The sequence below is a fragment of the Nocardia sp. NPDC058666 genome (assembly GCF_042714895.1).
In the GTDB taxonomy this organism is placed as follows: Bacteria; Actinomycetota; Actinomycetes; order Mycobacteriales; family Mycobacteriaceae; genus Nocardia.
This window is the reverse complement of record NZ_JBHXRY010000008.1, coordinates 177192-194014: the sequence shown is the minus strand read 5'-3', so window position 1 is coordinate 194014 and position 16823 is coordinate 177192. Positions and strand designations below refer to the sequence as shown.

The window sequence follows — 16823 nt, the reverse complement described above, 5'->3', positions numbered from 1 at the left end:
CACTACTGTGCGAACCATGACCGACGATGTGCGGCTCACCGCAGGCGACGCGACGCTCACGATCGCTCCGGACGACGGCGGCGCGATCCACAGTCTCACCGTCGACGGCACCGAGCTGCTGCGCCAGGACCCGGGCACCGGCTGTTTCGTCATGGCGCCGTGGGCGGGACGTTTGGGTCTGGGCGAGCTCACGGTCGGCGATCGCACCTATCAGATGCCGATCAACAACGGCCCGCACAGCATTCACGGGACCGCGCGTGACGGGGCGTGGGAGGTCGTCGCGTCGTCGCCGACCGAGGCCACCCTGCGCCACCGCCTCGATGACCCGTGGCCGTTCGCGGGCACCGTCACCCAGACGTTCACCCTCGCCGACACCGGCCTCACCCTGCAGATGCGCATCGCCACCGACCACGACCCCTTCCCGGCACAGGGCGGCTGGCATCCGTGGTTCCTACGCTCGGTGCCACCCGCCACCGGCCCCTTGGAACTGGACTTCGACCCGGCCTGGCAGTGCGAACGCGGCGACGACTACCTACCCACCGGCCGCAAGATCGCCCCCACCCCCGCACCATGGGACGACTGCTTCGGCATGCCGAACGGCGTCCTCGCCCGCCTCACCTGGCCCGGCTTCCTGGAATTCACCATCACCAGCCCGGTGCACGACGTGGTCGTATGGACCCTGCCCGAGGAGTCCCTGTCGGTGGAGGCCCAATCAGGCCCACCCAACGGCCTGAACACCGACCCGCGCCTGGTCACCCCCGATTCCCCCCTGGACGTCCGCGTGGATTGGACCTGGCAGCGCCTCACCCGAGACTGAACCCGCACACCCGAGTCTTCGGGTAGCGCAACCCATTACGGTGGAGCGAGTGCCGATCACGTTCGCCCACCCGGCAGCAGTGCTGCCCTTCGCGCGACATCTCCCCCTTGCCGCCCTGGTCGCGGGTTCGGTTGCCCCCGACGCGGTCTACTACCTACCAATTCCCCTGTCCGGCACCACAACTCATTCGCTGATCGGTGTCGCGTGGTGGGACCTGCTGATCGGTCTCGCACTGCTGCTGGCTTTTCGTGTGTCCGAGGAACCCCTGCGGGCACTGGTGCCGTTCTCGCTGGGCCGACAACCGGATTCCATGACCGTACGCACGGCGGTGCTGACGGTCGCCGCGGTTGCGCTAGGCGCGGCGACGCATGTGGTGTGGGATTCCTTCACGCAGACAAACGGTTTCGCGGTCGAACACTGGTCGCTGTTGCGGACATCGGTGGTCGAGCCGCACAAGACCTATAACGTGGTCGGCTACATCTCGTCGGTCGCCGGAACGGCGGTAGTGGCCTACCTGATAGTCCGCCGTGTCCGTCGCACCGAACGTGTTCGGTCGAACCGGGCGGTCGTCGCCGTCCTACTCGCCGCGCCCGTTCTCGGTGCGATGCTCGCCATCGACGACCCGATTGCCCAGGTCAGCACCTACGACCTGGTCCGGCACGCGATCGTGGGCGCGGTGCAGGCGGCAGCGTCGGCCTGGGCGATCTACGCGGTGCTGTGGCACATTCGCGCGATCAGGCCAGGCTTTCGATTTTCGCGGCCAGTTCGGCGCCGGTGAGGGGTTCGCGGGCGATGACGGCGATGGTGTCGTCGCCTGCGATGGTGCCGACGATGAACGGCAGCGCGGCGCGGTCCAGGGCGCTGGCCAGGAAGTGGGCGGCGCCGGGTGGGGTGCGTAGGACCGCGAGGTTGCCGCTGGCGTCGGTGGAGACGAGCAGGTCGCCCAGGAGTTTGGACAGGCGGCCGGTGCCGCCGGTGACGCCGCGCACGGGGCTGCCGTCCTCGGGGACGATGTACACGCCCGCGCCGCCGTCGGCCGCGCGCAGTTTCACCGCGCCGAGTTCGTCGAGGTCACGCGACAGAGTCGCCTGGGTGGTTTCGATGCCCTCGGCCGACAGCAGCGCGGCCAGTTCGGTCTGACTGCGGACCGAATGCGCGGTCAGCAGTTCGATGATGCGGGACTGGCGGCCGGCGCGGGTGCGGGCGATCGCGGGCGAACCCTTCTCGGGAACACTCATCGCCCGGACTCCGAGCCGGCCCCGGTTCGCGGTGTCACGCGGCGGCTTTCGCGAGCAGCCACACCAGCAGCGCCTTCTGGGCGTGCAGGCGGTTCTCGGCCTCGTCCCAGACCACGCTGTGTCCACCGTCGATGACCTCGTCGGTGATCTCTTCACCACGGTGTGCCGGAAGGCAGTGCAGCACAATCGCTTCCGGGTGTGCGCGCGACAGCAGTTCGGTGTTGAGCTGGAAGGGCCGGAACGGGCCGACGCGGTCGAGGCCGTCGTTTTCCTGGCCCATGGACGTCCAGGTGTCGGTGACCAGCACGTCGGCGCCGGTCGCGCCGACGACCGGATCGTTGGTCACCGACACGGTCGCACCGGTTTCCGCGGCCCGCTTGGCGGCGGCGTCGAGGATCCACGGCAGCGGCTCGAAGCCGGGGGGCGCGGCCACGGTCACGTTCATGCCCGCGGTGACACCGCCCAGCAGCAGCGAGTGCGCCATGTTGTTGGCGCCGTCGCCGAAGTAGGTCAGGTTCAGGCCGACCAGGGAGCCTTTGCGCTCACTGATGGTCTGCAGGTCGGCCAGCACCTGGCAGGGGTGGAACTCGTTGGACAGCGCGTTGACTACGGGAACCGTTGCGGTGACCGACATTTCGTCCAGGCGCGACTGTTCGAAGGTGCGCCACACGATGGCGTCCACGTAGCGCGACAGCACGCTGCCGGTGTCGCCGAGGGTTTCCTCCCGACCCAGCTGGGTGTCGCGCCCGTCCACGACCACCGCGTGCCCGCCGAGCTGGGCGATGCCCAGTTCGAACGAGAATCGCGTGCGGGTGGAGTTCTTCTCGAAGATCACCCCGACTCCGCGCGGGCCGTCCAACGGCCGGTGCGCGAAGGGGTTTTTCTTCAATTCGGCGGCGATGGCGAGGATTTCGGCTTGTTCGGCCTGGCTCACATCGTCGTCACGCAAGAAATGACGCAGGGTCATTCGGTCGCTCCCTTAGCATCGGCGGCGGCCTTGTCGAGGATCTCGGGCAGGTCGGCGACGAAATTGTCGGCCTGAGTTTCGGTGAGCACCAGCGGTGGCGCCAACCGGATCACGTTGGGCTTGGCGGGGTTCAGCAGGTAACCGGCTTCGCGCGCGCGCACATCCACGTACGCGGAGATGTCGTTGCGCAGCACGATGCCGATGAGCAGGCCCGCGCCGCGCACGTGGTCGATTTCGGGATGTTCGAGCAGGGCGATGCCATCACGCAGCCGCTTGCCGACCCAATCCACGTGGGTGAGCAGGTTGTCGGAGTCGATCGTGCGCAGCACCGCCAAAGCCGCTGCGGCACAGACGGGATTGCCGCCGAAGGTGGTGCCGTGCAGGCCCGGCGTGAGCAGTTCGGCGGCCCGGCCCTGTGCAAGTACGGCACCGATCGGCAGGCCACCACCCAGGCCCTTGGCCAGGGTGATCGCATCGGGCACGATGCCCGCCGCCTGGTGCGCGAAAAACGTTCCGGTGCGGCCGATTCCGGTCTGCACCTCGTCCAGGATCAGCAATGCCCCTGCCCGCGAGGTGATTTCGCGAGCACGCGCGAGATAGTCCGGCGGCGGCACGACAACGCCGCTCTCCCCCATCATCGGTTCGAGAAACACCGCGGCAGTGTCGGAATCGACGACGGCTTCCAGCGCGTCGGCGTCACCGTAGGGCACATGCACGACGCCGGCCGGCATCGGTTCGAACGGTGCCCGCTTGGCCGGCTGACCGGTCAGCGCCAGCGCGCCCATGGTGCGGCCGTGGAAAGCGTCTTCGGCGGCAACGATTTTCGACCGTCCGGTCAGGCGCGCGATCTTGAACGCGGCCTCGTTGGCCTCGGTGCCGGAGTTGCAGAAGAACGCCTTGCCCTCACCGTCGCCGAAGTGGGCAAGCAGCTTCTCGGCCAGTTCGATGACCGGTTCGCTGGCGTACAGGTTCGACACGTGGCCAAGGGTTCCCAGCTGCTGGGTGACCGCTTCGAGGATCGCGGGGTGGGCGTGCCCAAGGCTGTTGACGGCGATGCCGCCGAGGAAGTCGAGGTAGCGCTTGCCGTCGGCGTCGTACAGCACCGCGCCCGCGCCGCGCACGAGCGCGACCTTCGGGGTGCCGTAGTTGTCCATCATCGCGGCCGACCACCGCTGCTGCAGCTTGTCTGTCTCACTCATGGGTCACCATGGTTCCGATTCCTTCTCCGGTGAACAGTTCCAGCAGGACCGAATGCGGGACGCGCCCGTCGATCACGTGGGCGCTGGGGACCCCGCCGAGCACGGCGCGCAGACACGCTTCCATCTTCGGCACCATGCCCGCATCCAGGCGCGGCAGCAACTTCGCCAACGCGTCGGTGTCGATCCGGCTGGTCAGCGAGGAGCGGTCCGGCCAGTCGGTGTAGAGGCCTTCGACGTCGGTGAGCACTACCAGTTTCTCCGCGCCGATGCCTTCGGCCAGTGCGGCGGCGGCGGTGTCGGCGTTGATGTTGTGCACGATCCCGTCGGCGTCGGGGGCGATGGTGGAGACCACCGGGATGCGGCCCGCGTCGATGAGGTCGAGTACGGCGCCGGGGTTGACCTCGGTGACGTCGCCGACCAGACCGATGTCGGTGGCGACGCCCTCGACGGCGACGGTGCGCCGGGTGGCGGTGAACAGGTGCGCGTCCTCGCCGGAGATGCCGACCGCGTACGGGCCGTGCGCGTTGATCAGCCCGACCAGCTCACGGCCCACCTGACCGAACAGCACCATCCGCACCACATCCATCACCTCAGGGGTGGTGACGCGGAAGCCGCCACGGAATTCGCCTTCCATACCGAGCCTTTTCAGCATGGCGTTGATCTGCGGGCCACCGCCGTGCACGACCACGGGGTGCACGCCGACGGTGCGCAGGAACGCCATGTCGGCGGCGAAGGCGGACTTGAGTTCGTCGTCGATCATGGCGTTGCCGCCGTATTTCACGACCACGATCTTGTCGCGGAACTTCTGCAGCCACGGCAGCGCGTCGGCGAGCACGTGGGCTTTGTCCAGCGCCGAGAGACTGTGCACGACACTCATGAGCTGTACGCCGAGTTCTCTTCGACGTAAGCGTGGGAGAGGTCGGTGGTGCGCACCATCGCGGTGCCGTCACCGACATTGAGCTCGATCAGCACGTCGATGTCTTCGCCGGACAGATCGACGTCGCGAGCGCCGGGCGCGCCGACGCTGTCGACACAGACGGGATTGCCGTTGAACGACACGGCAATTCGGTTCGGGTCCAGGGTCACCGGCGCGATGCCGACGGCGGCGAGCACGCGACCCCAGTTGGGATCGGAACCGAACAGCGCGGTCTTGACCAGACTGTCGCGAGCAACAGCGCGAGCAACAGTGAGCGCCTCGTCCTCCGAAGCCGCACCCGCGACAGTGACCTGCACCCGCTTGGTGACACCCTCGGCATCGGCCATCAACTGCGCGGCCAGATCGTCACACACGGTGAACACCGCGGCGTCGAGATCTTCCTGCGAAGGCGCGACTCCGCTGGCACCGTTGGCCATGATCAGCACGGTGTCGTTGGTGGAGCAGGAGCCGTCGACATCGAGCCGGTCGAAGGTGTATTTCGTGGCCTTGCGCAGCGCGGAGTCCAGCTGTTCGGGCGTGGCCACGGCGTCGGTGGTGAGCACCACGAGCATGGTGGCCAGCGACGGCGCGAGCATCCCCGCGCCCTTGGCCATGCCGCCGACGTTCCACTTGTCCTCGCTGTGGAACGCCGACTCCTTGGGCACGGTGTCGGTGGTCATGATGGCGTGGGCGGCGTCGGTGCCGCCGGTGATGCCGCCGCCCATCTCGTGCACGATCTCGGTGATCGCGGGGATGAGCTTGTCCATCGGCAGGCGGTCGCCGATGAGACCGGTGGAGCAGACCGCGATCTCGCCCGCCCCGGTCTCGGTGCCCCAATTACTCAGTGCGGCAGCGAGTTCCTCGGCCGTCTTGTGGGTGTCCTGGAAACCACCGTGGCCGGTGCAGGCGTTCGCGCCGCCGGAGTTCAGGATCACCGCGCGCAGGTGACCGGTCTTCAGTACCTGCTGCGACCACAGCACCGGCGCGGCCTTGACCTGGTTGCTGGTGAACACACCGGCCGCGGAGTACTCGGGGCCCTCGTTGAGCACCAGCGCCAGGTCCGGTTTGCCGCTGGCCTTGATGCCGGCCGCGATGCCCGCCGCGCGGAAACCCAGCGGCGCGGTGACGCCCTGGGTGTGGATCAGTTTGCCGTGGTCCGGGGTCTGCGGATCAGGGGTCGTCACGGTGCCACTCCTACGGTGGAAAGTCCTGCGGTCTCGTCGAATCCGACGGCCAGATTCATCGATTGCACCGCGGCGCCCGCGGTGCCCTTGGTCAAGTTGTCGATCGCGCCGATCACCACGAGCAGACCGGCATCCTCGTCGACGGTGACCTGCAGGGTGATGGCGTTGGAGCCGAGCACCGAACCGGTCTGCGGCAGCATCCCTTCGGGCAGCAGGTGCACGAAAGGTTCGTCGGCATAGGCCTTTTCATACACCGCACGCGCCCGCTCGGCGTCGACTTTCGCCGGGGCGGTGCAGGTGGCGAGGATGCCACGCGGCATCGGCGCCAGCACCGGTGTGAACGACACCGAGACGTCAACGCCGCCTGCGGCTTTCAGGTTCTGGGCGATCTCGGGGGTGTGCCGGTGCGCGCCCGCGATGCTGTACGCACGCACGCTGCCCATCACCTCGGAACCGAGCAGACCCACGTCGAGTTTGCGGCCCGCGCCCGACGTACCGCTCACCGCAACGACATTCACGCTGGGTTCGATGATTCCGGCGGCGATCGCCGGCGCCAGCGCGACACTGGCCACGGTCGGGTAGCAGCCGGGCACCGCGATCCGCCGGGCGCCGGTGAGCTGTTCGCGCCCACCGGGCAGTTCGGGCAGGCCATAGGGCCAACTACCCGCGTGCGCGCTGCCGTAGTACTTCTCCCAGGCGGCGGGATCGGTGAGCCGGTAGTCGGCGCCGCAGTCGATGATGACCGTGTCGTCGGGCAGAGCGGCGGCGATCGCGCCGGACTGGCCGTGTGGCAGGCCGAGGAACACGATGTCGTGCCCGGCCAGGATTTCGGGGGTGGTCTCGTCGAGGATCCGGTCGGCCAGCGGCAGCAGATGCGGCTGCAGCGCGCCCAGCGCGGTACCGGCGTTGGAACCGGCGGTCAGCGCCCCGATCTCGAGGCGCCCCGCTCGGTATTCGGGATGCCCCAGCAGCAGACGCAACACTTCGCCACCGGCGTACCCACTCGCACCGGCAACCGCCACCCGAAGCACGGGTCCTCCCGACGAATCAACCATGTGATGATTATGCACGATTATGCAAGCTCATTCATGCGCGGGTGTGACCGGTTTTGCCGCATGGGCTCCGATCAGGCGCGCCACCAGCGGAAACACCAGCACGGTCGTCGCGCCCGCGGCCACCAGGATCGAGGCTACCTCGGCGGTCAACAGGCCCGTGTGGGTGGCGACCTGGGTCACCGCGACGATGATCGGCAGGCCCGTGGCCGCGTACAGCGCCAGTTCGACGCGTTCGCGTCCGGTCGGCAAGTTGTCGCCGCGCGGCACGAAACGTTCGCTGAGCCACACGGGCACTCCGCGCGCGATCGCGATGGTGACCACGAACCACAGCCACAGCGCCGGATTGCGGCCCACCGCCGCCACGTCGATGCCCATCCCCGACACCACGAAGAACACCGGGATCAGCAACCCGTACCCGATCGCCTCCAGCGACGAATCCACATCCGGGTGCCCCGCCGCGATCAGCCGCCGCAGAATCATGCCCGCCGCGAACGCGCCGAGCACCACATCCAGATCGAAGACCTCCGCGACCACCATCAACACCATCAGCAGCAACACCACCCCGCGCACCGGCAGCTGCGAGGTACCTCCGCCCAGCTTGGCCAGCGCGGTACCCAGATCGGGCATCCGGTCGAACAACCGCACCGGCACGAACCCGACCACCGCCGCGGCCACCACGAACATCAGCACGATCACCACGGCGCTGCCGATATTCCTGCTGGTCAGCAGCACCGACATCGCCACGATCGGCCCCAACTCCCCCACCGCGCCGTGCGTCATCACCGCGCGACCCAGCGGCGTATCGACGATGCCGGACTGCTTGAGAATGGGCAGCAGCGTGCCCAGCGCGGTCGAGGTCAACGCGATGGCGACCGCGATCCGCGTGCCATTGGACTTGTCCGTGGCGACCACGACAATCGCGAACGCGAACAGCAGACACACCAACCACACAACCCAGGCCGTACGCCCCGACCGCCCACGCAACAGTTGCGGATCCAACTCATACCCCGCCAGCAGGAACAGCATCCCCAGCCCCAACTCGCTGACCAGGTCCACCCCGCCGCTGCTACCCGCCCACCCCAACACATGCGGCCCGAGCACCGCCCCCGCCACGAGCAGGATCACCACATCCGGCAGATACCCCTTGACCAGCCGCGACACCAGCGGCGCGACCACTGCGATGAGCGCGATCCAGAACAGCGACACGATCGGCGAGGGACCCTCGGCAGCGGAAGCGAGCAGCTCCATGTACGCCATCGTGGCACACCATCCGTGCTGATCCAGCGCACCTCGCGCGCGTCCGACACCCGAGACGATGCGGGTGCATGATGCCGAGCCGATAACGCGCCCCGTCGACTTCGTGGGTTTACGGTCATGGGGTGATCAGCGATCCTGTTCTCGTCCGCGAACTGCTAACTACCGCGCCGATGCCGCCCGTGCCCGCGATGTCCGAGCCTGGTATCGCCTGGCTTCGCGCTCATGTACCGAGGTTTTGCGACGGTGCCGACCATGCACGCAGGCGTGCCGCCGTGTGCGCGGAGCTGGATCGGATCGACATCGATGAGCTGGCCGGGAGTGACGATGGACCACTTGCTCATGTCCGAATCTTGCTGCGCGCCATGCGACTTCCCTCGGATCTCGCCGACTCGGTAGCCGAGGTGGCCGCGGCTTATCAACCGCACGTACCTGTCACACCATCCGCCGACGCAGCGGTGCGCGAACTCGTGGCGGCGTGCGGTGGGGTCGCGGACGAGGCGACCGCGGCGCGCATCTGCGTTCTCGTGCAGGCCTGCGCGGCGACCGGCGAACTGATCGCGGCGGCCCGCGCCTGCGGCGAACCACCTGAGGTGATCATGGCAACGACACCGCCCCTGCGGTCGACCCGTCGTGTGGTCGACGGTGCGGTCACCGAGCTCGATCTGCGCCATCCAGGGCTCGGTTTCGGCGCGGGACCACACGAATGCCCCGGAATCGACCATGCGCTGGCCCTCGCGACGGGCGTCCTGGCGGCCGATCCCGAGCCTTCCGCACGCTGAACAGCCCAGTTGACCCACTGGACAGTTGATCACCAGGCCATGGCGGATTTTCCTTCTCGCGCGATGTTTGCGTGGTTGCCTGGTGATCAATTGTCCAGGTCGGTGACTCAGTCTTTGCGGACGACGGTTTCGCCCGAACCGGGCTTCCAGACGGTGATGTCGAGGTGGTCGTCGTCCACTTCGACCGTGGAGGCGCCGGTGAGGTCGGCGACGTAGAAGTGGTCGAACTTCTCGCCGCGGATGTCGAAACCGCTGTCGTCGAACAGTTTTTGGGCGAAGCGGGCGTGGACGGCTTCGTCGTGCAGGTCGGTGACGGTGCCGAAGAGTTTCGCGTCGCCGTCGGAGACCTTGGTGTCGACGGTGGCGGTGTGCAGACAGAAGCGTGGGTCGCGGGCGAGGTCGTCGAATTTTCGGGTGTTCGGCATCCCGGCCAGCACGAGCATGTCTTCGAAGATCATCGGTTCGATCGGGCTGATGCGCGGTGACCCGTCGGCGCGCAGGGTGCCCAACAGGCACAGGTTGCCCGTGGCCTGGTGGCGGCGTCGGAACACCGCGGCGATGCTCGGGGCTTCTTCGGTGAACTGGCTCCACGTGGTCATAACTCGAACGGTACGGCGCAAACTTGACATCTTGTGTCAGGGTTTGCGGCTAGCCTCGGGATATGCGGGCGAGCAGGTTGGTGCAGTTGCTGCTGCTGTTGCAAGCAGGTGGCGGTGCGACCGCGGGCGCGCTGGCACGGGAGCTGGAGGTGTCGGTGCGCACGGTGTACCGGGACGTGGAAGCACTGTCGGAGGCGGGCGTTCCGGTGTACTGCGAACCGGGCCGCGGCGGCGGAGTCCGGTTGATCGACGGTTACCGAACCCGCCTCACCGGCCTCACCTCCGACGAAGCCGACGCCGTCCTGCTCGCGGGCCTGCCCGGCGCGGCAGCCGACCTAGGCCTCGGCACCGTCCTGGCCACCGCCCAACTGAAAATGCTCGCCGCCCTCCCACCCGAATTACGCGGCCGCGCAACCCGAATCGCCGAACGCGTCCACATCGACATGCCCGGCTGGTTCCAACACCCCGACGAAACCCCCACCCTCGCAACGGTTGCCGAAGCCCTGTGGCACGACCACCGCCTCACGATCACCTACCAGCGCCGCGACCGAACCGTCGAACGAACCCTGGACCCGCTCGGCCTGGTCATGAAAGCAGGCACCTGGTACCTGATCGCCCGCGACGACGCCGACATCCGCTCGTACCGAGCAAGCCGCCTAACCACCGCCGCACCGACCGGCGATTCCTTCACCCGCCCACCATCTTTCGACCTCGCCGACCACTGGCGATCCGCAGCCGAGGAATTCGCACGATCGATGCTGCGAGTCAGCGCCCACTGCCGGATCCGCACCGCCCACCTGAGCCTGCTGCGCCTCATGAACGACCCCGCCGCCGTTCGCGAAGCCCTCGCCTCCCTCGGACCTCCCGACTCCGACGGTTGGGCCGACATCACGATCCCCGCCGAGTCCTACGAAGTCCTCGCCCACGCCCTGCTCCCCCTGGGCCAGCACATCGAGGTCATCGGCCCTCCCGAGCTCCGCGCGACCATGACGACCACCGCCGCCGCCATGCTCGCCCGCTACCGACTGTCGACGAGCACGTAGACGACACCGGCATCGCGTCGATGCGCCCTACCTGTGCGAGGCCCGGCTGAACTCGACGCAGTCCGGGCATTGGTCCACGATCGGATGGGTGCAGCGCAGTACGTGGGCGAGAAAGTCGATGGTTCGGGTGAGGTCGTCGACGCGAGCTTGCAGTTCGGTCTGTTTGTCCGCGAACACTGCCACGCGGCGGGTGCGCGACCTGGTGGCGAACAGATCCTTGATCTCGGCCAGGGACATCCCGGCCCGCTGACAGAGCTGGACGAGTCGCGCTCGGACCATCAGTTCGTTGCCGTAGACCCGCTGACCACCGGGTGCGCGAGGTGGGACGAGCACGCCCACGTCCTCCCAGTGGCGCAGGACGTGCGTGGCGACGCCGAGTTCGGCGGCGGCGTCACCGATGCGGCGTGCCGCGGCTGTTTCGGGCACATTCACCCCTTTACTTCAGGTCGACCTGAAGTTGTAGCGTAGTTCGCATGGGACACAACGACAATCGAACACAGATGATCGACGCTGTCGCGCCACTGGATGCGTGGCGGTGTTGCCGGTCGGTGGGGTCGGCGGTGACGGGCGCTGTCCGTCCGCGACGACCCGACCGCAGGTTCCTGGCCTCGCTGCCCGACCACGGCCTGCCCCGCGGCACCACGACGGTCGAGCTGACGGTGCTGGCGCAGAACGCCAAAAGCGTGCCAACGGCTGCCATCGTGGAAGGCATCTTCGCTCCGCGCCGAATCGAGTCCGCGATGATGGCCTTCGTCGTCCGGCATCCGAAGGCGACTTTTCTCGTCGACCCCGGCATCTGCGCCGACGTCGAGGGCCAGGTGGTGGCCGAACTCCCCCACATCCTGCGCCTCGCGGTAAGGCCCCCAAAAGACATCATCGATATCCGGGAATCGTTGCACCGCAGCGCTATTGATCCGGAAACCATAGACTTCGCACTGCCGACACACCTGCACTGGGACCATGTCGCCGGCCTGCTCGATCTGCCCGACTTGCCGCTGCGGCTACACCGGCCCGAGCACGACTGGGCCATGGCCGGTCCGGTGGCGCCGGTCGGCGGTGTGCGACGAGCCGTTCGGGACCGACCACTCGACCGCTACGACCTCGACGGGCCGCCGGTCCTCACCTTCGCGCGTAGCCACGACCTGTTCGGCGACGGCGCGGTGCTGCTCGTCGACCTGTCCGGCCACACCCCGGGCAGCATCGGCTTGCTGCTACGCACCGAACGCGGCCCGGTCCTGCTCCCGGGCGACGCGGTCTGGCACAACCTGCAGGTCGAGGAACTGCGGCAGAAGTCGGGGTATCCGGGCATCCTGGCCGACAACGACCGCACCGAAACCTGGCGAACCGTCCACCGCCTCCACGCGATCCGCGGTGCTGTCCGAATCATCCCCAGCCACGATCATCGCGCGGCGTGCGCGTGGCACGACGACCTCCACGCGGCGCGATCGAGACAGTCCTGACCCCGCGCCGGCCAGCATCTCACCGGTGCGGACGCGGCTAACGATCCGCGTGGTGCGCTCGCTCGGCTGACGCGCGCACTGCTCGACTGAACGACCGGGCGATTCCCGACTTTCGTCTGGGTCGGTGGTGGTCGTTCGTCAGATCCGAGAGGGTCGCGCGCGTTCGTACGGTGGGGCCATGTATCGCGTATTCATCACGGCGGCCATTGTTTTCGGCCTTGTCGTCGAGTGCGGGCGCCGCGCCGGGCCCGGCCATGACTGCTGCCGCTATCGAGACCTATTTGGACGAGGCGATGGAATCTACCGGGCTGGCGGGGGGGTTCGCTAGTTGTCGCCCCCCGGGGGGGACACCGTTGTGCACGCGATGCTGCCGACCCCGCGGCCCGCGCCCGCGTCGACGCACTGACCGAGCGCGAACGGGAGGTCCTGGCACTGGTCGGGCGCGGATTGTCCAACGCCGAGATCGGGCGTGCGCTGTTCCTCGCGGAGGCGACGGTGAAGTTCCATGTCAGCGCGATTCTGCGCCGTCTCGGCCTGGACAACCGGGTGCAGGCGGCGATCTGCGCATACGAAGCCGGGCTGACCCGTGGGGACAGCCCGGCTCGGTAGAACGGTTGTCAGACGATCGAGAACAACAACGCAGCGACCGCGAAACTCACTACGGACAGGATGGTTTCGAGCACCGTCCAGGTTTGCAGGGTCTGTTTCACCGTCATGTTGAAGTACTTCGCGATGATCCAGAAACCGCCGTCGTTGACGTGGCTGAGGATGATCGAGCCAGCCGCGATGGCCATGGCGATCAGCGCGATGGACATCTGCGAGTAGTGCTGTTGCGCGACCAGCGGCGCGACGATGCCGCCGGTGGTGACGATGGCGACCGTGGCCGAACCCTGCGCGATGCGCAGACCGCAGCTGATCAGGTAGGCCAGCACGATGATCGGCAGGCCTGCCGCGGACATGGTTTCGGCCAGTGCGGTGCCGATGCCGGTGGCGGAGATGACCTTGCCGAAGAACGCGCCCGCGCCGACCACCAGCAGCACCATGCCGACCGGTTTGAGCGATTCGGCGGTGATGGTGCTCAGTTCCTGCACCGTGGAACCGCGGCGGATCCCGAGCAGATAGAACGCCACGAGCACGGTGATCAGCAACGCGACCGCGGGGGTGCCGAAGAAGGTGAGCACCTGCAGCAGGGCCGAATCCTTGTCCAGCAGTTGATAACCGAAGGTGGCACCCAGGATCAGCACCAGCGGGATCGCGATGATGCCACCGATCAATCCGACCGAGGGCGGGGATTTCGTCACCACCGCGGTGCCGCCGGAGCCCTCGTCGGTGGATTCGGGCTCGAGCGGAACGAATTCCTCGGGCACCGTCACCATCACGCGCTTACCGATGTAGCTGCCCCACACGATGCCCGCGGCGATGAAACCCGGTATGCCGCAGACGAATCCCATGATGATCAGCCAGCCCAGGCTCACGCCGAGCAGACCACCCAGGGCGACGGGGCCGGGGTGCGGGGGCAGGAAGGCGTGCGTCATGGACAGGCCGGCCAGCATCGGCATGGCGTACAGCACCAGCGAGCGACCGCCGCGTTTGGCGGCGACGTAGATCAGGGGCGCGAGCACGAAGATGCCGATGTCGAAGAACACCGGGATGCCGAAGATCAGGCCGAGCAGGCCCATCGCGATGGGAGCGCCCTTCTCGCCGAACACTTTCAGGAGTTTGTCGGTGAGAACGTCGGCGCCGCCGGATCTTTCGAGGATCGCGCCGAGTACGGTGCCCAATCCGATGATGACCGCGATGTGTCCGAGAATGCCGCCGAAGCCTGTTTCCAGCAGTGACTCACCGGCTTTGAGCGGTGTACCCACGATCTGGGAGATCGGGAGTCCGGCCGCCAGAGCCAGCAGCAGGCCGGTCAACAGCAGCGCGACGAACGGCTCCAGTTTGACTTTGATAATGGCGATGAGCAGTACTGCGATCGCGAGACCGCACAGCACCAGCAACCCGGGGGTGGTGGTGCGCAACCAGTCGACGGTGGCGCCCATGGAACAACCTCTCAATCAAGCGAATGGACGAAATGTGCGGCCTTGGAGCCGATGTGGGACCAGCGGGCGGTTTCGACGTCGAGCGGGGCCACCACTTCGGTGCCCGCGGTGACAGCGATCGCGCCCGCCCGGAGGAAATCGCGGGCGTTGTGGGAATTCACGCCGCCCGAGGGGATCAGGAACATGTTCGGGAACGGCCCGAGTAGGTCTTTGAGGTACTGCGGGCCCAGCGCGCGGGCCGGGAAGATCTTGACGGCCGCGGCACCCATTTCGGCTGCGGCCAGCACTTCCGATGGCGTGAAGGCACCCATGATGACCGGGATCGTGTGCGCCACAGCCACTTCCGCGACCTCGGGGCGCAGTGCGGGTGTCACCAGGAACTGCGCGCCGACCTCGATGGCAGCCTCGGCCTGAGCGCGGGTGGTGACGGTGCCGACCCCGATCACCGCATCGGTGACCGTACCGGCCTTGCTGATCGCGTCGAGCACACCGAGGGTGGTGAAGGTCAGTTCGACCGCACGCAAACCGGCACCGGCCAGCGCGGCAGCCAGCGCGGCCGGATCGGGTATGGAAGGGGCGCGGACCACGGTGAGAGCCCGGTCGGCGCGGATCACCTCCATGGCCGGCGATGACGAGCTCAACAGCGGGTTCATCGGGTTTCCTTTCGCGTGGTGTCCAGGCGCAGGGCGCGACCGGCGCGCACACCGGTCGCGGTGCCGTTCTCGAGCGCGAATTCGCCGTTGACCAGCACATGCTGGATACCACGCGCGGGCTGCTTGGGATCTTCGAAGGTGGCCGTGTCGTGGATCGTTGCCGGATCGAACACGACCAGGTCCGCGGCGAAACCGGGCCGCACCAGGCCGCGTCGGTCCAGGCGCAGGCGTTGCGCGGGCCTGCCCGTGAGGTGGTGCACGCACTCCTCCAACCCGAGAACGCCCAGTTCACGCACGTAACGCGACAGGTAGCGCGGGAAGGTGCCCCAGGCGCGCGGGTGCGGGCGGGCGCCCACGAGCAGGCCGTCGCTGCCGCCCATGTGGCCTGGGTCGACCATGATCGCGCGCACGTTCTCCTCGTGGCCCACGTGCTGCAGGATCGTGGTGGCGAGCTGATCGCGGCGCAGCAGGTCGAAGAACACCTGCACAGGTGCGATGCCGCGATCGGCCGCGATCTCGGCGACCGTACGGCCCACGACGTCCGATAGCGCGTCGTCGCCGACCCCGCTGATCTGGATGGTCTCCCATTCGACGGTGACGCCGTGGCAGCCGTCGGACCCGTTGACGTCGACATCGGCGATGATCCTGGCCCGCTGCCCCGGATCGTCCAGGCGGGCCAGTGCCGCGTCGGGCCCGCCCGACATCGCCCAACTGGGCAGCAGCGCCGACAACGTGGTCGAACCCGGCAGGTACGGGTAGGTGTCGAGGGTGATGTCGCAACCGTCGGCGCGCGCCATCGCGAGCATGGCCAGGAATTCCGGTGCGCGCCCACGGTTGACGCCGAAGTTCATGGTGGCGTGGGTCAGGTGCAGCGCGCAGCCGGTGGCTTTCGCCAGGCCGATCATCTCCGCGTAGGCCTCGAGCGCGCCCGCACCGTACGAGCGGGTGTGCGGTGCGTAGAAGCCGCCATAGGAGGCGACCACCTGGCACAGTGCGGCGAGTTCGCCTGTGTCGGCGTACATTCCGGGCGTGTAGGTCAGTCCGCTGGACATGCCGACCGCGCCCTGTTCGAAACCTTCGGCCAGCAGCGCGCACATCCGGTCGATCTCCCCGGCGGTGGCCGCGCGCTGGTCATTGCCGACCACGAGCATCCGCAGCGTGCCCTGCGGAACGAGGTAGGCCGCGTTGGGTGTGATGCCCTCGTCCAGGCGGTCCAGGTACTGCGCGATCGTGCGCCAGCTGAAATCGAAGTCGGCGGGATTGCCGTTCCAGCCCGCGATCTGCCTGCGCAGCACCGCGAGTGCGGCGTCGTCGATGGGTGCGTAGGACAGCCCGTCCTGGCCGATCACCTCGGTGGTGACGCCCTGGGTGATCTTCGGGAGGTGGTCGGGGTGGGTGAGCAGGTACAGGTCGGAATGCGCGTGCATGTCGATGAATCCGGGCGCGAGCACCGAACCCGGTTCCGCCGCAACGACTCTCGCATCGGCGGAGTCGATGGTGCCTGGCAGGGCGATCTCGGCGATGCGGCCGTCACGGACCAGGACATCGCTACGCGTGCGCGGGGCGCCGGTGCCGTCGACGATGTCGATGTCACGAAAGAGCAAGGGGGTCATG

General features: G+C 67.8%; 18 protein-coding genes. 6 read left to right on the top strand and 12 right to left on the bottom strand.

Translation table 11 applies throughout. The features are described from left to right. Positions 1–16 precede the first annotated feature (16 nt). Both ACFWVD_RS19660 and ACFWVD_RS19655 read left to right on the top strand, forming a co-directional pair. Entirely contained in the window at positions 17–817 is an 801-nt protein-coding gene (locus tag ACFWVD_RS19660) for an aldose 1-epimerase (protein ID WP_379244701.1), read from the top strand. Between the two features lie 49 nt (positions 818–866). Further along, positions 867–1595 (top strand): DUF4184 family protein, encoded by a 729-nt coding sequence (locus ACFWVD_RS19655; RefSeq protein ID WP_379244699.1) that lies wholly within the window; start codon positions 867–869, stop codon positions 1593–1595. On the opposite strand, the gene ACFWVD_RS19650 is transcribed toward ACFWVD_RS19655, so the two are convergent. The 7 genes from ACFWVD_RS19650 to ACFWVD_RS19620 are packed head-to-tail and all read right to left on the bottom strand — an operon-like array spanning position 1552 to position 8624. After that, positions 1552–2055 carry an arginine repressor gene (locus ACFWVD_RS19650; protein WP_379244697.1) on the bottom strand — a complete coding sequence of 168 codons (504 nt, stop codon included), beginning with the start codon at positions 2053–2055 and terminating at the stop codon, positions 1552–1554. The two genes, ACFWVD_RS19655 and ACFWVD_RS19650, sit on opposite strands and share 44 nt — an antisense overlap. Before the next feature lie 34 nt (positions 2056–2089). Further along, positions 2090–3022: an ornithine carbamoyltransferase gene (gene argF, locus ACFWVD_RS19645; RefSeq protein WP_379244695.1), complete on the bottom strand. Its 933-nt coding sequence runs from the start codon at positions 3020–3022 to the stop codon at positions 2090–2092. After that, positions 3019–4221: an acetylornithine transaminase gene (locus tag ACFWVD_RS19640; protein WP_379244693.1), complete on the bottom strand. Its 1203-nt coding sequence runs from the start codon at positions 4219–4221 to the stop codon at positions 3019–3021. Before ACFWVD_RS19640 ends, argF begins: the two co-directional genes overlap by 4 nt. Next, complete coding sequence (argB, locus tag ACFWVD_RS19635) at positions 4214–5098, bottom strand: acetylglutamate kinase (RefSeq protein WP_379244691.1); 885 nt, start codon at positions 5096–5098, stop codon at positions 4214–4216. The genes ACFWVD_RS19640 and argB overlap by 8 nt, the downstream gene beginning before the upstream one ends. Beyond that, on the bottom strand, positions 5095–6321 hold the full coding sequence (gene argJ, locus ACFWVD_RS19630; RefSeq protein ID WP_379244689.1) for a bifunctional glutamate N-acetyltransferase/amino-acid acetyltransferase ArgJ: 1227 nt from the start codon (positions 6319–6321) through the stop codon (positions 5095–5097). The genes argB and argJ overlap by 4 nt, the downstream gene beginning before the upstream one ends. Continuing rightward, the gene (gene argC / locus ACFWVD_RS19625) at positions 6318–7376 is read right to left on the bottom strand and encodes an N-acetyl-gamma-glutamyl-phosphate reductase (RefSeq protein ID WP_379244687.1); all 1059 of its coding nucleotides are present in this window, start codon (positions 7374–7376) and stop codon (positions 6318–6320) included. The genes argJ and argC overlap by 4 nt, the downstream gene beginning before the upstream one ends. A 27-nt stretch (positions 7377–7403) precedes the next feature. Continuing rightward, a complete protein-coding gene (locus ACFWVD_RS19620) occupies positions 7404–8624 on the bottom strand; it encodes a cation:proton antiporter (protein WP_379244774.1) in 1221 nt (406 codons plus the stop codon). Positions 8625–8755: 131 nt separating this feature from the next. Between ACFWVD_RS19620 and ACFWVD_RS19615 the strand changes: the two genes are divergently transcribed. Continuing rightward, positions 8756–9412, top strand: coding sequence for a hypothetical protein (locus ACFWVD_RS19615; protein ID WP_379244685.1), 657 nt, complete (start codon positions 8756–8758; stop codon positions 9410–9412). A gap of 107 nt (positions 9413–9519) precedes the next feature. Here the strand turns inward: ACFWVD_RS19615 and ACFWVD_RS19610 are convergent, their stop codons facing one another. Beyond that, positions 9520–10011, bottom strand: a complete 492-nt coding sequence (locus ACFWVD_RS19610) for a pyridoxamine 5'-phosphate oxidase family protein (RefSeq protein ID WP_379244683.1) — start codon at positions 10009–10011, stop codon at positions 9520–9522. Between the two features lie 62 nt (positions 10012–10073). Between ACFWVD_RS19610 and ACFWVD_RS19605 the strand changes: the two genes are divergently transcribed. Then, on the top strand, positions 10074–11054 hold the full coding sequence (locus tag ACFWVD_RS19605) for a helix-turn-helix transcriptional regulator (protein WP_379244681.1): 981 nt from the start codon (positions 10074–10076) through the stop codon (positions 11052–11054). A 27-nt stretch (positions 11055–11081) separates the two neighbouring features. Here ACFWVD_RS19605 and ACFWVD_RS19600 read toward each other — a convergent pair whose 3' ends face one another. Next, complete coding sequence (locus ACFWVD_RS19600) at positions 11082–11480, bottom strand: MerR family transcriptional regulator (protein WP_379244679.1); 399 nt, start codon at positions 11478–11480, stop codon at positions 11082–11084. Between the two features lie 47 nt (positions 11481–11527). Here ACFWVD_RS19600 and ACFWVD_RS19595 point away from each other — a divergent pair, with 47 nt between their 5' ends. Both ACFWVD_RS19595 and ACFWVD_RS19590 read left to right on the top strand, forming a co-directional pair. Beyond that, positions 11528–12514, top strand: coding sequence for an MBL fold metallo-hydrolase (locus ACFWVD_RS19595; RefSeq protein WP_379244677.1), 987 nt, complete (start codon positions 11528–11530; stop codon positions 12512–12514). Positions 12515–12772: 258 nt separating this feature from the next. Next, on the top strand, positions 12773–13123 hold the full coding sequence (locus ACFWVD_RS19590; protein WP_379244772.1) for a response regulator transcription factor: 351 nt from the start codon (positions 12773–12775) through the stop codon (positions 13121–13123). Between the two features lie 8 nt (positions 13124–13131). Here the strand turns inward: ACFWVD_RS19590 and ACFWVD_RS19585 are convergent, their stop codons facing one another. Genes ACFWVD_RS19585 through ACFWVD_RS19575 form a run of 3 tightly spaced genes read right to left on the bottom strand, consistent with a single transcriptional unit; the run spans position 13132 to position 16822 of the window. Next, positions 13132–14556, bottom strand: a complete 1425-nt coding sequence (locus ACFWVD_RS19585; protein ID WP_379244675.1) for a GntP family permease — start codon at positions 14554–14556, stop codon at positions 13132–13134. Positions 14557–14567: 11 nt separating this feature from the next. Beyond that, complete coding sequence (locus ACFWVD_RS19580; protein ID WP_379244673.1) at positions 14568–15209, bottom strand: bifunctional 4-hydroxy-2-oxoglutarate aldolase/2-dehydro-3-deoxy-phosphogluconate aldolase; 642 nt, start codon at positions 15207–15209, stop codon at positions 14568–14570. Further along, complete coding sequence (locus ACFWVD_RS19575; RefSeq protein WP_379244671.1) at positions 15206–16822, bottom strand: amidohydrolase family protein; 1617 nt, start codon at positions 16820–16822, stop codon at positions 15206–15208. Before ACFWVD_RS19575 ends, ACFWVD_RS19580 begins: the two co-directional genes overlap by 4 nt. Between the last annotated feature and the right edge of the window lies 1 nt (position 16823).

Excerpts from the sequence above, each read along its gene's own strand:
- ACFWVD_RS19660 (WP_379244701.1), top strand. The coding sequence starts at position 17 with ATGACCGACGATGTGCGGCTCACCGCAGGCGACGCGACGCTCACGATC.
- ACFWVD_RS19640 (WP_379244693.1), bottom strand. The coding sequence starts at position 4,221 with ATGAGTGAGACAGACAAGCTGCAGCAGCGGTGGTCGGCCGCGATGATG.
- ACFWVD_RS19585 (WP_379244675.1), bottom strand. The coding sequence starts at position 14,556 with ATGGGCGCCACCGTCGACTGGTTGCGCACCACCACCCCCGGGTTGCTG.
- ACFWVD_RS19605 (WP_379244681.1), top strand. The coding sequence starts at position 10,074 with ATGCGGGCGAGCAGGTTGGTGCAGTTGCTGCTGCTGTTGCAAGCAGGT.
- argB (WP_379244691.1), bottom strand. The coding sequence starts at position 5,098 with ATGAGTGTCGTGCACAGTCTCTCGGCGCTGGACAAAGCCCACGTGCTC.
- ACFWVD_RS19650 (WP_379244697.1), bottom strand. The coding sequence starts at position 2,055 with ATGAGTGTTCCCGAGAAGGGTTCGCCCGCGATCGCCCGCACCCGCGCC.
- ACFWVD_RS19620 (WP_379244774.1), bottom strand. The coding sequence starts at position 8,624 with ATGGAGCTGCTCGCTTCCGCTGCCGAGGGTCCCTCGCCGATCGTGTCG.
- argC (WP_379244687.1), bottom strand. The coding sequence starts at position 7,376 with ATGGTTGATTCGTCGGGAGGACCCGTGCTTCGGGTGGCGGTTGCCGGT.
- ACFWVD_RS19595 (WP_379244677.1), top strand. The coding sequence starts at position 11,528 with ATGGGACACAACGACAATCGAACACAGATGATCGACGCTGTCGCGCCA.
- ACFWVD_RS19580 (WP_379244673.1), bottom strand. The coding sequence starts at position 15,209 with ATGAACCCGCTGTTGAGCTCGTCATCGCCGGCCATGGAGGTGATCCGC.
- ACFWVD_RS19575 (WP_379244671.1), bottom strand. The coding sequence starts at position 16,822 with ATGACCCCCTTGCTCTTTCGTGACATCGACATCGTCGACGGCACCGGC.
- ACFWVD_RS19610 (WP_379244683.1), bottom strand. The coding sequence starts at position 10,011 with ATGACCACGTGGAGCCAGTTCACCGAAGAAGCCCCGAGCATCGCCGCG.
- argF (WP_379244695.1), bottom strand. The coding sequence starts at position 3,022 with ATGACCCTGCGTCATTTCTTGCGTGACGACGATGTGAGCCAGGCCGAA.